Source organism: Halorubrum sp. FL23, from assembly GCF_052439115.2.
In the GTDB taxonomy this organism is placed as follows: Archaea; Halobacteriota; Halobacteria; order Halobacteriales; family Haloferacaceae; genus Halorubrum; species Halorubrum persicum.
The window spans coordinates 1-14,494 of record NZ_JBQVRO020000030.1 but is presented as its reverse complement, the minus strand read 5'-3'; the positions used below and the strand labels follow the sequence as shown (position 1 = coordinate 14,494).

At 52.8% G+C, this 14,494-nt stretch carries 16 protein-coding genes; 9 read left to right on the top strand and 7 right to left on the bottom strand.

Going from position 1 to position 14,494, the window contains the following annotated elements:
• Positions 1–20 precede the first annotated feature (20 nt).
• Positions 21–842 carry an IS5 family transposase gene (locus tag ACT4MF_RS18135; protein ID WP_444683697.1) on the bottom strand — a complete coding sequence of 274 codons (822 nt, stop codon included), beginning with the start codon at positions 840–842 and terminating at the stop codon, positions 21–23.
• An 82-nt stretch (positions 843–924) separates the two neighbouring features.
• Between ACT4MF_RS18135 and ACT4MF_RS18130 the strand changes: the two genes are divergently transcribed.
• Positions 925–1,290, top strand: coding sequence for a hypothetical protein (locus ACT4MF_RS18130; RefSeq protein WP_444683696.1), 366 nt, complete (start codon positions 925–927; stop codon positions 1,288–1,290).
• Positions 1,291–1,846: 556 nt separating this feature from the next.
• On the opposite strand, the gene ACT4MF_RS18125 is transcribed toward ACT4MF_RS18130, so the two are convergent.
• From ACT4MF_RS18125 to ACT4MF_RS18110, 4 genes are all read right to left on the bottom strand, one after another.
• On the bottom strand, positions 1,847–2,428 hold the full coding sequence (locus ACT4MF_RS18125; RefSeq protein WP_444683695.1) for a DUF8130 domain-containing protein: 582 nt from the start codon (positions 2,426–2,428) through the stop codon (positions 1,847–1,849).
• A complete protein-coding gene (locus ACT4MF_RS18120) occupies positions 2,425–3,180 on the bottom strand; it encodes an ABC transporter ATP-binding protein (RefSeq protein WP_444683694.1) in 756 nt (251 codons plus the stop codon). The genes ACT4MF_RS18125 and ACT4MF_RS18120 overlap by 4 nt, the downstream gene beginning before the upstream one ends.
• A complete protein-coding gene (locus ACT4MF_RS18115) occupies positions 3,177–4,058 on the bottom strand; it encodes an ABC transporter permease (RefSeq protein ID WP_444683693.1) in 882 nt (293 codons plus the stop codon). The genes ACT4MF_RS18120 and ACT4MF_RS18115 overlap by 4 nt, the downstream gene beginning before the upstream one ends.
• 533 nt (positions 4,059–4,591) lie before the next feature.
• On the bottom strand, positions 4,592–5,011 hold the full coding sequence (locus ACT4MF_RS18110) for a winged helix DNA-binding protein (protein WP_444683692.1): 420 nt from the start codon (positions 5,009–5,011) through the stop codon (positions 4,592–4,594).
• A 346-nt stretch (positions 5,012–5,357) separates the two neighbouring features.
• Between ACT4MF_RS18110 and ACT4MF_RS18105 the strand changes: the two genes are divergently transcribed.
• Entirely contained in the window at positions 5,358–5,711 is a 354-nt protein-coding gene (locus tag ACT4MF_RS18105; RefSeq protein WP_444683691.1) for a hypothetical protein, read from the top strand.
• 21 nt (positions 5,712–5,732) lie between these two features.
• Here ACT4MF_RS18105 and ACT4MF_RS18100 read toward each other — a convergent pair whose 3' ends face one another.
• A complete protein-coding gene (locus ACT4MF_RS18100) occupies positions 5,733–6,563 on the bottom strand; it encodes an IS5 family transposase (protein WP_444683690.1) in 831 nt (276 codons plus the stop codon).
• Between the two features lie 58 nt (positions 6,564–6,621).
• Here ACT4MF_RS18100 and ACT4MF_RS18095 point away from each other — a divergent pair, with 58 nt between their 5' ends.
• The 5 genes from ACT4MF_RS18095 to ACT4MF_RS18075 all read left to right on the top strand — a co-directional run bounded on the left by ACT4MF_RS18095 (position 6,622) and on the right by ACT4MF_RS18075 (position 11,472).
• The gene (locus ACT4MF_RS18095; protein ID WP_444683689.1) at positions 6,622–8,079 is read left to right on the top strand and encodes a transposase; all 1,458 of its coding nucleotides are present in this window, start codon (positions 6,622–6,624) and stop codon (positions 8,077–8,079) included.
• Between the two features lie 486 nt (positions 8,080–8,565).
• Positions 8,566–8,982 (top strand): hypothetical protein, encoded by a 417-nt coding sequence (locus ACT4MF_RS18090; protein ID WP_444683688.1) that lies wholly within the window; start codon positions 8,566–8,568, stop codon positions 8,980–8,982.
• A 338-nt stretch (positions 8,983–9,320) separates the two neighbouring features.
• Positions 9,321–9,944, top strand: coding sequence for a ribbon-helix-helix protein, CopG family (locus tag ACT4MF_RS18085; protein ID WP_444683687.1), 624 nt, complete (start codon positions 9,321–9,323; stop codon positions 9,942–9,944).
• Between the two features lie 145 nt (positions 9,945–10,089).
• The gene (locus ACT4MF_RS18080) at positions 10,090–10,518 is read left to right on the top strand and encodes an RDD family protein (protein ID WP_444683686.1); all 429 of its coding nucleotides are present in this window, start codon (positions 10,090–10,092) and stop codon (positions 10,516–10,518) included.
• A gap of 222 nt (positions 10,519–10,740) precedes the next feature.
• Entirely contained in the window at positions 10,741–11,472 is a 732-nt protein-coding gene (locus tag ACT4MF_RS18075) for a hypothetical protein (protein ID WP_444683685.1), read from the top strand.
• Between the two features lie 386 nt (positions 11,473–11,858).
• Here ACT4MF_RS18075 and ACT4MF_RS18070 read toward each other — a convergent pair whose 3' ends face one another.
• Complete coding sequence (locus tag ACT4MF_RS18070; protein WP_444683684.1) at positions 11,859–12,056, bottom strand: helix-turn-helix transcriptional regulator; 198 nt, start codon at positions 12,054–12,056, stop codon at positions 11,859–11,861.
• A 376-nt stretch (positions 12,057–12,432) separates the two neighbouring features.
• Between ACT4MF_RS18070 and ACT4MF_RS18065 the strand changes: the two genes are divergently transcribed.
• Positions 12,433–13,263: an IS5 family transposase gene (locus ACT4MF_RS18065; protein ID WP_444683683.1), complete on the top strand. Its 831-nt coding sequence runs from the start codon at positions 12,433–12,435 to the stop codon at positions 13,261–13,263.
• A gap of 134 nt (positions 13,264–13,397) precedes the next feature.
• Complete coding sequence (locus tag ACT4MF_RS18060; protein ID WP_434530815.1) at positions 13,398–14,396, top strand: transposase; 999 nt, start codon at positions 13,398–13,400, stop codon at positions 14,394–14,396.
• The last annotated feature ends 98 nt before the right edge of the window (positions 14,397–14,494 follow it).

Here is a 14,494-nt window from a genome sequence, read left to right as displayed (position 1 = left end):
GAGATATTTCTGTTACGTCCTCAAAGTGATCGATTGATATTGTGGACAAGACACCTAAGAGCGAGTTCACGGAACTGCTTCCACCAGCGCCGTGACCGGACAAACGCACCATACTTTCGCTTGAGTGTTGAGTTCACAGTCTCGGATTGACTTCGTTGTCCGTAGAGATCAGCGTCTAAGCGTGCGTTCCATGCCTTGTGGAGTGATGTGAACTCACGATGCTTAATCAGTGGCCGAACCTCGTGTTGCCGGGCGAGCCGCCTGATTTTCTGATCGTCGTAGCCTTTGTCTCCGAGGAGAATATCGATACACTCGGGGTTGCGCTTGATCAACGACGGAGCGATCTGGCTATCGTGTTTTCGAGTCGTCGTCACGTGTAGGTCGAGAATTGCGTTCACCTTCGCATCGACCAGCAACGTCACCTTGAGCTGCTGAATCGTGAGTTCAGCTCGTTTCGTGTAGTGTTTCGAAGCGTGACTACGGTCGAACCCCGACGTATCAACACCAACAACTCCGCTCGTCGGAAGTAACGTCACTGAGAGAGTCAAAATGATACGCCACACAGCCATATCAAGCCGGTTGAACGCCTTACAGAGCGTTGAAGCAGTAGGAAGTTCGGTTAGCCCGAGAACACGACGGATGCGTGGCATCTCGATCAGTTCGTCAAGTAGGCCACGATAGGTCGTGTTCTTCCGCACTTTGAGACAGAGCAGAACAACGTGCTGCGGGAGTGTATAGCGGTGTTTGGAGAACTTCGAGGAGTATCGAGACACTGCTCGGCGGGCCAGATGGATCGCCTTCTCAGTAAACCGGAGAAGCTGCGACTTCGGGAGGGCCTTCATCTCGTCGAATTATACGACGAACATGTAACTCTCTGAGGATTTCAACAGAGCCGATATAGTGAAAACGGATATTTGCCGAGCAATGGATAAAACGAATATCGCAGCGGTCGGGATGGCGCTAATTGCTGGATATATCGGCTACGGCGTGGTAGACGTACAGTGGGAGTCAATACTCCCATTCCCGATTGTTGCCCTTCTCACGTTCGCAGTTTTAGTGCGGAAAGACTTTGCGAGAAAAGCTATCGGGACAGGCCTGTATATTATCGCCGCACTTCTTTTTCTCTTGGCAGTTCATTATACAGTGTTTTACCGATATCTTCTTGTTCCCCTTGTGGGCTTCAACATCCTATTTGCTGTTGGTGTATTAACCATTGGTTGGATTGTGTTGGCAGCTGTTGCTGTGGCTGTTACAGGTAAGAAATTGAATCAAAGTGTGGGGAGTAGCTGAAGACTTTCAGCTATTGTCTCAGTCAGGACATCGACCGAATACCTGAGCAGTTAACAGGAAGTGTGTCATATCTGGTTCAATGATTGATTTGTTACTCAGCAGGTGCGTGTGTTTTCAGAAATTGAGTATTCCCTCAATATTCCGAATATATATCCAATTTATACTGGAAAATACAAGTAAGTGGATCTCTACTAACAAAACGGAATGGGTGACAAACTTCTCGTAGTCGCCAGGGCGGTACACACCAGTTGATCCCAACGACTAGATAGTCCACGCGATGTCGCCGGCAGCGGTCATGCCCAAGAAGATGTCGACGGTCCCACCGGGGATTCCGAATCGGTCGGCGTGGTGGAACGAGCGAAGTCCTCGCCTGAACCCGTTTCCAAGGCTGCGTATTGCTTCGCGCGAACGAACTCTTCGACGCTCGGAACAGTGTTTGCTTTCGTCTCGTACTCGCAACCGGGAGTGGGGCAGCTGACCAAGAAGTTGAACTGCGGGTCGTCGATCGGTTCCTGTTCGGCCTCGACATCTTCTAGGCACACAGGGCAAGTGAAGTTCATATTGGAAATTGTCCTTTTTCGTCGATACTAAGACGGAGCTGGTACTCAAGCGTTCTCCAGTCGTCGCCCCTTGAGTACCGTGAGGCCCGTCCATCAAACTTCTCCACGATGTAGTACATTCCCCCGTTTGGGAGGTCGTCGCCACGGAGTTCGTATCGTCTAGTGACACTCTCATCGGCATCGAGTGACCGGGTTATTGGTGTCCCATCTACCGACAATGACGACCCGCCACGGTTGACTTCTACGCGGTCGGTTGTCTCGTATGATGGTGAAAACAGGGTCGTCCTCCTCGTGTCTTCACCGGGTGTCGGAGACGGAGCAAGTGCGAGGACACCGAAGGGCCAACTGCCGTAGCTACGGATTCGAATCGGCTCGTCAGCCGTGTTCTCCAGCGTGAGCCTGAGTGCGGCTGGGCGTTCGATCGTGGCATCAGCAACCGCGAGGCGTACGGATAGTGAGAGCGGGTCCAGAGACGTCTCGATAGCGGTGTTAGTGATTTGGTATTCAGTATCACCGAGACATCCAGAGAGACCAGCGATGGGCAAGACACTCGCCGTTATGAACGTTCGGCGCTTCATCGCGTCTCACCCCCGTGGTTGACGCGGGCATCAGTGAGCTCCATGAAGATGTCTTCCATCGTCGCATCGTCAGGTGCTGTAGTCTGATTCCGGAGTTCATCGAGGGTGCCCTCGGCAACTAACTGTCCCTCATGAAGGACGCCGACCCGGTCACAGACCAGTTCGACCTGCCCAAGAACGTGACTGGAGAAAAACACGGTTGCGTCACGCTGAGTCTCCTCGTGTACGATTTCTCTCACCCGCTGGACACCGCGTGGATCGAGTCCGCCGAACGGTTCGTCCAAGATGAGCAGTTCAGGGTCGCCAACGAGCGCCATCGCGAGCGCCAACCGTTGTTCCATTCCACTGGAGAAGTCACCCGCATCGTCATCGACGGCATCTCCAAGACCGACCCGTTCGAGAAGCACTGCTGGATCATCGTCGACGCTTTTCGTCTCCGCGACGAACGCGACGTGCTGACGTGCGGATCGATCCTCGTAGAGGCTAAATCGATCTGGGAGTACCCCGACTCGGCCGTGAACCTTGACGATGTCACGTCGTGGATCGTGCCCGAGGACGCGGACTGTCCCCGACGTCGGTCGCAGATAATCGAGCAACAGCCCGATCGTTGTCGATTTGCCGGCACCGTTCGGGCCGAGAAATCCGTATGTTTCGCCGCGCTTGACCGTTAGGTCGAGGCTGTCGACGGCACGAACGTCGCCGTACTCCTTGGTCACCGCGTTGGCTTCGATCGCGAGCTCTGACGTGTTCATAGCGCGTCACCTCTGGTGAAGGCCCGCCGAGCGAGAGCTACTGGCACTACCACCCAGAGAAGGAGGACAACCAGACTTAATCCGGGATGAAGATACCATGGACCGCCGCCGTCGAATGCTGCCTCGACAACAAAGGCGTTCACAGAGATACCTGGAGCGAGTTTGGTATAGACAATGTGAAACAGCTCGGTTGAGTTCCCGACATCGAGAAACCAGTTCGTTAGGACGTTGTACGCGCCATCAGGAGTCAATCGGAGTGCGAGAAAGAGCGGCCCACTCGCCGGCGCGTCGTATGGATCGACCGGAATGCCGGTGACGGCAGTATAGAGCGACGTGACGATCTGACTCCAAAACAGCGTCACCAATATGTACGCGAATACTCCTGTGGCGGCAGTCACGGTTCGCCGCGTGACCGTCGAGACGAACACGCCGAGGACGACCATCGCGCTGGCGAGTAGCAGCGTCGCAACGAGTGTCCCGAGGAAGGGAAGCAAACCGAACGTGCCGTGTTCGAACAAGCCGATGCCAGCGAGAACGAGGGCTGCCGCGACGACCGCGGTCCCGACACCTACGAACCGTCCAGCTATCTTCCCAAAAAGAATCTGCGTCCGTGTTAGTGGCAGTCCAAGGAGGAACTTGATACTACCCGTAGTTCGCTCACCGAGGAGTGACTGATACGATAGAAGGAGAGCACCGATCGGGAGCAACAGATCGACGCCGATCTGAATGTATCCAATGGTGATATTTCGTCCGACTGCGTCCCACCCGGCATAGGTCGGTCGGAATCCCCAAAGGATGGTGAGAAGAGCGAGTATCCACGCACCCTTGGAGGTGAGCACTGTCCGATATTCGCTGCGTACAAGCGGGGACCACCGCATGGATAAACAAATAGAAAGACAGTACAAAAGTATTTCTTTCATTGGTATATCTCCGGATAGTTGTCTTCCTCGGTATTGGGACTAAGGCCGAGTACCTCGGGGTTTAACCCCGAGGCAGTTCAGTAGTATTCAGGTCTGAACAAATCTTCACAGAGTGTGTAATAAAGGCTTTGTTGAGCTTGAGAACTTATCGGATTTTCACCGACCGCAAACGCTATACTGTATTGAAGTTATTGTTCTGATATGTATGGGGCTGTTCGGGAATCGCTTGAAGACTGGTATAATCCGAGCATTCAGTCTGCGGTGATTGTCTTGATGGGTTCGTGTTTTTGCCTCTTTCTGTTCCTCAACAGTCCTGATTTTACGAACCCGTACTACGTTTTCGGAGTCGGAGTAATGGGCTTCGCAGTCGTCTTTGCGGCGCTTATGCTCATTTCTGTGCTACTAAAGCGCCGATAGACTACTACCCTACATTGACCGCAACTGGGCCAGAATATATCAGCTATTGAGTACTCCAACAGAGCCATATGAAACTACTTCGGTTCCTCATCTTTTTTCTTCCGCAGATATTCCTCAAATCCGGGGTTGTAGGGTTCAGGATCATAGACTGCCTCAACGAATTCAATACCATCTTCCATCATTCGGCGAGCTCGTAGAAAGTCAGCATACAACTGACCCATCTTGAACTCATCCAGTAGGAACCGTACTCGCTCACCTCGTGTTGTCAATGCATATCGAACTGCATTCCCGTGGTCAGACGGATGCGTTGTTTCTCTCAACACGTCCAAGCCTGTCGCTTCCTCAAGTCGATTTGAGAGTGTATTCCGAGTGACGTGGACTTGATCAGCTAACTCAGAAAACGTATTCCCGCGCTCGTCGTCGATCTTGACCAATACTCCGGCTCCACCTTCCCGGCGTAGAAACTCACAGACAGCTTCGACCAAATCATCCATTACGTAGTGGTGTCCCAGCAATGTTAGTATAGAATCCGTTTAGGTGCAAATTCCACCAAAATAGAGGCCTTGCCGAGCCACCCTCGCTGAAATCAGTGCAAACTCCATTTAAATAGAGTTTGAGTCTATTCTGAAACCCAACTGAAATATCAGGTTAATTATCTTCACGAGACAAGAGATAATCGGATATCAGAAACCTCCCCTACGAAGTTGAGTTGAAATCCAACTAATAATCCTGACAACACATGCTTTGTGTCCATCCTACATCTACGGCGCTTGCCAACACCGCCATCACACCTGGCGTTGCGTGGTGGACCCCGGACAGCCTGCTGTGGGGGTGGAGCCAATGACGGAGGGAACCGACCCTGATTTTGGTCCGATAACGAGTCTTGGAACCCAAGCAGACGAGGTTATTGACGAAAACACGGAATGGGTTGATCTGGTTGGGAAGCTTGACGCCCATCAGTTTGAACGACGGGATGGCTACCCGGATTGGCACGATTCGACACCATTCCGCCGCGTGTTTCTCGCGTACGTGTGGGCGAAAGCCGAAGGCATCTCCTTGACTACGATCCCGGACCAACTTGAAGCAAATCCAGAGTTGGCCACTGCTATGGGTTTTGATCTCGATGATCTTCCCTCAGAGAGCACATTCAAGCCAACGCGACTAGACGAGGGACGATTCGAAGGGCTGTGTTGAATCGCTGTAAGGCGTAGAGATTCACTGTTTGACGAAGCGCTTGATGTTGTAGACCATACACATCAGAGCGATCTCACGGAACTCGCGGAACCACGACCGCGCTCGCACGGCGAAGCCGAGCGAGCGCTTGACAGCCGAGTTCACGGTTTCGGTCATAGAGCGCTGGTTGTAGCAGTTATCGTCGATTCTGGCGTTGTGTGCGTGGTCGTACGGTGCGAAGATGCGGTGTTTGATCAGCGGTCTGATCCCGAGATCGCGTAATCCTTCACGAAGTGATTGCTTGTCATAGCCCTTATCGGCGGCGAGAGACCGCAGATCGCCCGCGTTCCGGCGGGCGATCTGCTCAGCGAGGTCAGCGTCACTTCCTTTCCGGTTGGTTGAACAGTGAACGTCAAGAACAGCTTGAGACGCTGTATCGACGAGTTTCGTGACTTTGAGCTTCTGAACGCGGTAGCTGATTCGCTGACAGTAGTGGCGGCTCGCTGCTGAGCGTTCGTAGAATGTGGCGTCGATCGCGGCGTGTTCGGAGAGATCGTGCAGCTGCGCCGACTGGCGCAGCAGCACTCGACAGACGCTCATACTGATCCGGTCGAACGCCTTACACAACGTGGACGGCGCGGGGAGATTGGCCGCGTCAAGGCCGATCTCCCCGATTATTTGTGGCATCTCTGTGAGTAGGTCGATCGTCATCCGATAGGATGTATCGAGGTAAATTCGCAGACAGTGGAGGGAAACGAGTGCGTAGTCGGCGAATCCGCCGCCGCCTTCCGGGGCGGCGGATTCGCCTCCATCGCCAGTAACTCTTTGAGCAACCGGCACAACTTCCCCAATGAAGCGGGAGATTTGGGTCATGAACAACTGAAGTCTCCCGCTTCAACGCCTTTGATTTAGCGACCTACCCTACCGCAGTATGGCGATTCAACACAGCCAGGGACGATTCGAAGAACTTCAGTCACCCGTTGAACAAGGAGTGAAAGAGATCCGCCTGCTCGCGGCTGAACGAGGCGCACCAATCGGGAATGCTCTTCTCAAAACAGCGGATGACGAAGACAAAGAGTCGCTGTCAAATCGAACCGTCCAACGCTTGCTGCGAAAGAAGGGACAAGAGGTGCTCAATGAGCTGAAATCAGTAGCCATCCCCTCAATCTCACTCTCCCGATCAGATGACGCGATCTACGACGACGATGAGCTACTCGTCTTAGAAGCAATCGCATCAATCAAGCAGCAGGCGGCGCACGGTTCAGGGCAGAAGCTGGGTGACATGAAAAACCCAAATCCCGATCTTGATGACCCGTTCTACGAGGACGGTCCATCCGGTGAAACGCTGTTGGAAGCCCTCAAGCAGATGTCCGTCGATGATATTGCGACCGTGCTGAATTTCGCTCTCCGAAAGACATACACACGCGCGAAGCCCCGAATCAGGGAGCTCGAACACGATAACGGCTCACGGTTTGGCACTCGGGCGAAAGTCGCGCTGGATATTACGTATGTTGCCTACTATGGCGATCGCGACGAGATGAAATGGGTACAGGGCGCACCAGAGGGGAAGGGATACACCTGGTGTCACAAGTTTGCGACGGTCGTGATCGTCGGCGAGAACACTCATTACGTCGTCGGGGTGTGTCCGCTTGGGAGTACGGACTACGCCGCGACAGACGCCTATCCCGGCAAGGGTAATTCCTACTATATTGGGGATGTTGCACGGCGACTCCTTTCGATCGCCGAAGACTACGTCGACATCAGGATGGTGTATGCTGATCGTGAATTCCACGCTGTGGATGTCATTCAGACGCTTACTGACAGGGGGTTGGACTACGTGATCCCCGCTCAGAAAGATCAGCATCGGATTGGACCGATGTGTGACCGGTTTGACCAAGTGAAGCAGGGGTATCACGAACCGAACGACACCCCGCTGTATGTCGAGGACGATTTCGTCATGCACGGTGCAGTGAAGGGTGGCGTCTCAAACCACACGGTACATACGACCGTTGCCGTGTTACCCCCAGCGGAAGATGATGATGTCCATGAAGAGGGATCGCCACAGCCGTTTATCACCAGTCTCGATGTGAGTGACGAGGTCGCCTTAGATCGGCGCTGGGCGAAAAAGCAGATTGAACAGTACAGTGACCGCGGAGCGATCGAGAACTCGTACTCGTCGATCAAGAACGCAGCAGCGTGGACTACCTCGAAGGAGTTCGGAGTACGGTGGTTCCATTTCGCCTTCGGGTGTGTGGTCTATAATATGTGGCTGTTAGTCGATTTCCTCACACAAGAGCGCATTGGGGTCATTGAAACCCGGAAGAAGCCCAGAATCACACTCAGTCGGTTCCTTGATTGGCTGGACAAGGAGCTGATCACACTCATTTAGAGCTCGGACTGGGCTAGCCCTTCGCGAGAGGCATCACTCTTTGCTGAGGTATATTTCGACCGACAAGTTTGTTTAGTATAATAATTCTAGCTCTATGATAGCAATTAGAACGTAATCCCAGTCATTTCTATCGGGTATTGGTCCGAATAGAGTCGATCCCGTGAACGTTTTGACCGGCATTCGCAACTCCACGGCCTGGTTAGGTTGCGAACGACACAGAATGTTCATGACTTGTTTTCACTAGATCACAACCGACTAACAAAAATATGATACTATACCTATCATGTCAGTTCGGATCGTCTCTTCATTGTAGTTGACCCGATACCGGTTCAATTACTGAAAACATCTCCGCGAAATAGGGTATAGTGGCTCTGTTGAAATCCTATTCTTTAGACACATCATCGACTGAAACAGCCGGTCGATGAAGGGTGCGAATCGGTCACGTCGTAATTTCTTAATTTCTAGGCCTAGAAAGGCGGATTGTGTATGGTTCCCGTTGACACTCGAACCCTCCTACTGGGTGAGGATCGAAAACGAGCGAGACAGTGGAGTATCGGTGCTGGAATACTCTTCGTTGCGTCGCTCCTCTACTTCGCGGTGGTAAGAATAGCGGACTTTCGCCTGCTTGATACGGTGCTGTGGTGGCAGGGGTACGCTGTTCTACTCACGGGTTTCGTTGCGGTCCAAGCGTACTCCAACGGTGGGATCGGAGTGAGTTGGTTGCTCGTGTTCGCTGCGGTTGCTGGAGTTATCCTGAACTTCGGTGGTATCGCATTAACTGGGGCCAAGCCGGGACTATTGCTGCTCATCGGATACGCATTTGTCGGAAGCGCAGTTGTTGCGGCGATCATAGGGACGCTCGGCTTTGGCATCGGAACTGTAGTCCGACGAATTACTAGATAGGCTCCCTGTACTGACCGCGACTGGGTCAAAATATATCACTCGCTGAGGATTTCAACAGAGCCGGTATAGTATCCCTTCACCGCCTGATAAGGTCTCAAACTAATCGGGCTGGCCGAATACACAAGTGACACACCCGTCACGATCTCTTCTCTGGCGAGAGTTAGGAGTACAGGTCGTAATATTCGGTAACGACCGTGGTAGGTTCCTCCCGTTCCGTGACAGGGACTTTCCCTATCTGGGCGAAAATATCAAAAGCCATCTATGTATTCGATCCGGTACTGATCCCATTACACACTACTATCACGAAGGGCGGATCATCGTAGAGTAGTCGATCCGGTATGGAACCAATCACACTACGACTTCCTTCAGATCTGCTTGAAACACTGGATACAGAAGCGGAAGATGTCGGCTTTAGTAGCCGGTCAGAATACATCCGACACTTGCTCCAGAATAGGGATAAGATCGTATCCGCCACCCTGATCGAAACCGATCAGACTACATCCGGTATCGAAGACTTAGAACAACTCGGAGAACTTTCACGGCAGGTCTCGGACTTGGAAGAGCGGCTCGCTTCTCTCGAGGGAGACGTTGATGAGATCCGTTCAGCGCCAGCTGAGGGTCGTTCATCGAGCGGATCATCCGCTCCTTCCGAACCACAGGATAGTGGGGGAAGTCCGACAGAGGCGGTTTCTCCCTCACTTGAGCAATGGCTTGAGGATCAAGGCCCGCAGAGTGAGGATGCGCGCTCCATTATACTTGAGGCTGCCCGGATTCTTGAGGAAGAAGGTCGACTCAGTGCCAGCGAGCTCAGGGAACGACTGTACGAACAGTACCCGGATACCTACAGCTCTGCTGGTACTCTATGGTCCTCTACTATAGAGCGATTTTACAAGGAGGCACCGGGATTCGGAAGACCGGAATATGGCACTTATGCGTTCGATGGAGAGAATTTCGAAGAGTGAACTCCACTTGATCCAGCTCTGTTGAGACTCTATTTTCTAGAAATAATCCGGGCGAAATACCCGCTCACTGAAGAGTGCGAACTGTTCGACAACTCCACTTTGGGCTAATCAAAGATTAATAACTCTTGAATAACAGATATGAGTTATGCAAAAGCATCCGAAACCACAACGAGGGACGGGCGGGGATGTGATCTGGCACCGAGTGGGGGCATACTTAATCGACTCAATACTCATGGCGCTAATCTGGGTTGCCGTTATACTCGCCGGGACGTCCCTCGGTGACATCGGGTTCCTCGTACTGGCGTTCGCGGGGCTCGTCGCAACATTGGTTTATGGGTTTCTCCTTGAGGGACTGTACGGCTATACGCCGGGGAAATATCTGCTTGGACTCGTCGTTATCAAGTCCGACGGATCAAACTGTACGATTGGGGCGTCAGTCCTGCGGAACCTGTTGTGGATCGTTGACGCACTCCCGACGTTGAACCTCGTCGCAATGGTGTTGATACTGCTTACGGATGATAACCAACGGGTCGGTGACCTCGTCGCAGATACAGTCGTCGTCAAGCAACAGTAATCAAACCGAGTCGTAGCAGTTTGCAGAGATTCACCTATCCGGGTTGTCACGCCCATGTCTCGACTTCTTTCGCATACGGACCAGTCAACAAAACTTGCTCTGTGGCACAGAAATCCTCTCGGTCTCTTGCGCCCATATCTTGTTTCACGCTCTCATGGAGGAGCAGTAGTTCCATCGAGTCAACAGAACAAATAACTAGCCACCGAAGGAATGTGTAGATAGATGGGAACGAGTAGTCAGACGGGGGGTAGCAAAACAATACCCGGAATGCTCAGAGAGTCCCGCGATTTCGTTTTTGCGTGTATTTTGAACTCTGCACTCATTCTTGGAGTGGTCGTATTTGAGTGGAGTCTTCTTGAAATCGCTGTCATCTATCTCATCGAGATAGCGATCATCAACCTCCTGTTCTTTTCTGTCGCGTTGTTCACGCCACAGTCCGTGGATGATCTCGATGGGGATTCTTGGGATGAAGAGCCCACTTCAATTCAGCCGATTGGTCTAATACCGCCGGTATACCCGCGGAATATCAACTACGCTTTACGAAAGGCGGTTATCCCAGCTTTCATTCTTACAGTAGTCATGACTCCTTTCCTTTCCGGTTATGATTTGGATTCAGGACTTCCCCTTTCGGATTTAGGACTTCCCCTCTCAGTCGGGCTCACAATTACTGGCATTGTTTTCTTTCAGCTATCGCGCGTCTGGCGCTATTTCATCGTCAACCGGTCATATCAAGACAAATCACCGGCAGACGCGTTGGCTTTCGCGCTCAGACCCGTCTTTGAGTTGTTTCTGATGTTGGTCTTTGTGGTTACTCCCGTCAGCTTTGTGATTATCGGGACGGGTACCGATCTGGATTCACGGGCCGTGTGGTTGCTCTATTTAGTTCCGATGGGGGCGATTAGGGCGTGGATGGGGAGTTTAGACCCTCAGACAGACGATTTTAGTGTCAAATAAGATCGGCATGAGTGTAGCTCTCTGAGGATTTCAACAAACCCGCTTGAGTCGATAGATTCGTCCTTTCGTCTGGCCTTCAGAGACGATCAGATTGTAGTGTTCAAGCTTGGCGAGATAATTCCGAACCATGCGCTTTGACTTCGCATCGTCGACCCGATCGGTGTACTGATCGTAGAGTGTGGCCGGATCAATCTCTTCATCCTCTGTGGACGTGTTGCGAAGATAGGGAATAATGCACAGGTTCGACGCCGACCACTCACCAAACAGAGTGCTCTTGCGTACTCCTGCTCACTGGTGAATAAGCCCGCTGACTCTGTTGATATTCTATTTTTCAGACAGATTTTCGCACGGAACAGCTGTTCACTGAAGATTGCGTAATGAACAGTTTAAGCACCATCGTAGGAAAAAATGTCTTCTATCGAACAGTCAAAATATAGTGCGAGTTGGAATGCGAGTTCAAGAGATGGATCATATCTTTCTGCTTCAAGTGCGTTAATGGTCTGTCGAGTAACCCCGATCTCTTTCGCAAGTTCCTCTTGGGTTAGGTCGTGCTTCGCCCGATAGACTTTCAATTCGTTCTTCATACTATTCGATGTATCTGTAATATACGTAGTACAAGGCGTATACTGCCAATCCAACAAATATATATAAGTTGTTAGCTTCGTCTGGGAAGATGGTGAATGTGCTGTCAAATAGCAGGATACCGATTAACCACCAGAAAGCATTAGTGCCGGCTTTTGTGAGTAGTTCAGCTGTCCGCTCATCACCTAACGCTTTCCGGTTATAACTGGCAGAGACAGCCCTATAACCGAAGAACACAACGATAACAAATGGTACTAGAGGCCCGATATAACTTATTGGCGGGAAGTCATAATATTGGAATACTGTGCTCTGTTGAACCCGCAGAAGGCGGCGGGATAGCGTCGCTCTGAAGGTGGAAGCGAAGCGGAAGAGTCGAATGTGACCAACCTACTCTTCCGCTTCGTTAAGCAAGCCGCGTCGCTGGCTCAAAAGCGCTGTGCCGCCAGTCCAACGGCGGTGAGTGATCCGACTGGCCACGGATTTCCCGGATGGAAGCATGTCACGCTTCACTTTTTGCGGGTTCACATGGATGCGACGTACCGTGAGATTGTCGATTGGGCGAGTGAAATGGATCGCGTTCGTGGTCTGTTACAGCTCGCTCGGACGGCATTTCCCGCACCCTCAACGCTGTACCGGTCGTTTGAGAGGGTGCCCATGTCGGTGTGGCGCGGCTTCCTCCGGGAGTCCGCGACCATCTGCGATCCGGGCTCGCACGGTGCCATCGATGCCACCTTCTTCGACCGGGAAACGGCATCGAGACACTACCAACACCGCTCGGATCGCCACATACGCACGCTGAAAACGACGGCGCTCGTCGATACAGACTCGTGTGCCGTCCTCGATATTCACTGCTCGGCACACTGGCCCCACGACACGCAAACTGGCCGTCGAGTCGCCCTTCGCAACACCGAGAAAATCGAGAGTCTCGCCGGCGACAAAGGCTATGACGACCAATCTCTCCGGGACGCCCTCCGTTCAGAGGGCGTCCGGCCGTTGCTGCGTCACCGGCTGTTCGCTGCGTACGATCACGCGCACAACGCTCGGTTGGACAGCGAATTATACGGCCAGCGCTGGATGGCCGAGACCGCCTTTTCGGCCATCAAGCGTCGGTTCGGCCCCGCTGTCCATCCTCGCGCTTGGTACCGCGAGTTCCGCGAACTCGTGTTGACCGCCGCAGTCTACAACCTCGAACAGGCTCTCAAACAGTGATCCCCACGCCGTCATCGGATTCAACAGAGCAGAATACTGCGATACTACCAATTAGAATCGCAACTGCGCCTGCTAGCAATCCGTAGAGCCTGTCATAGAAAGCGTCACGTGCGAAGCAGCAGGGTTTGGAAACTGTGTCCACCAGCTCCAAAGCCCTGCAAAACGTAGCTTCGGTCAACGAGTTCTTGAATGCAGCGGCTACCGAGACGGTACCGCTGTTCGAGCATCTTGAGTTCGAGTTTCTGCTGGATTACGACGTGTTCGCCCCCTCGAAGCGGGGGCGAACACGAGTTCACAAACCACCAGACCTCTTTCGCGGCTTTCTACACTGCTACTACGAGGATGTCTACGGCACTCGTCCAGTCACACGAGAACTCCAACACAGCCTTGTCTGGTACTACTGCGGTCTCGACAAACCGCCATCCAGAGACACCATTGACCGGTTTCTCACTGATCTCGAACACGTCGTTGACGATGTCTTCAACAGACTCGTCGAGCAGGCCGCCGCCCGCGGCCTGCTCGACTCCACGTACTCCATCGATTCGACTCACGTCGAAGCGATCCAACACAACGACGCCGCATCGTGGAACTACGATCCAACAGCCGAAGAGTACTACTACGGCTTCGGCTGTACAATCGCCTCAACCGGCGCGAAGATCCCAATTGCGGCGGAATTCACACAGGCTAAACAAGCAGATCAAGAGACGGCGATGCGCGTCACGCGTGACGCGCTCGCCGTCGATACACCGGTCTGGATGCTCGGAGACAGCGCCTACGACATCCTCGATTGGCACGACCACCTGCTGGCCGCAGGGGTCGTGCCAATCGCTCCATACAATCCGCGAAACACTGACGACCCGAAGGACATCGAGTACAGGGTCGAAGACCGAATCGAGGAACACAGCGAGGACGTTCAGCTGAAACAATCTATCTTGGACGAGACGTATAACAGCCGGACAGGAGTCGAACGAACTAACGACGCAGTCAAGGATTGCGGCCTCGGGCACGTCCGCGCCCGAGGCCGCGTCCACGCACGAACAGAAGTATTCGTTGCGCTGTGTCTCCGGCTCGTCGTTGCAATCACCAGCTTTGAGCGGGGCGATAACCCTGGCCGCGAGAAGCTCAAGCTATGAGATGGATTCTATGACAGGCTCATCCGTATCCAACACGCTTCTGCCGCTTAAGATTCGAGGGGAGCTCACTCATAGGATCACTAATGTATCTTGTTTTG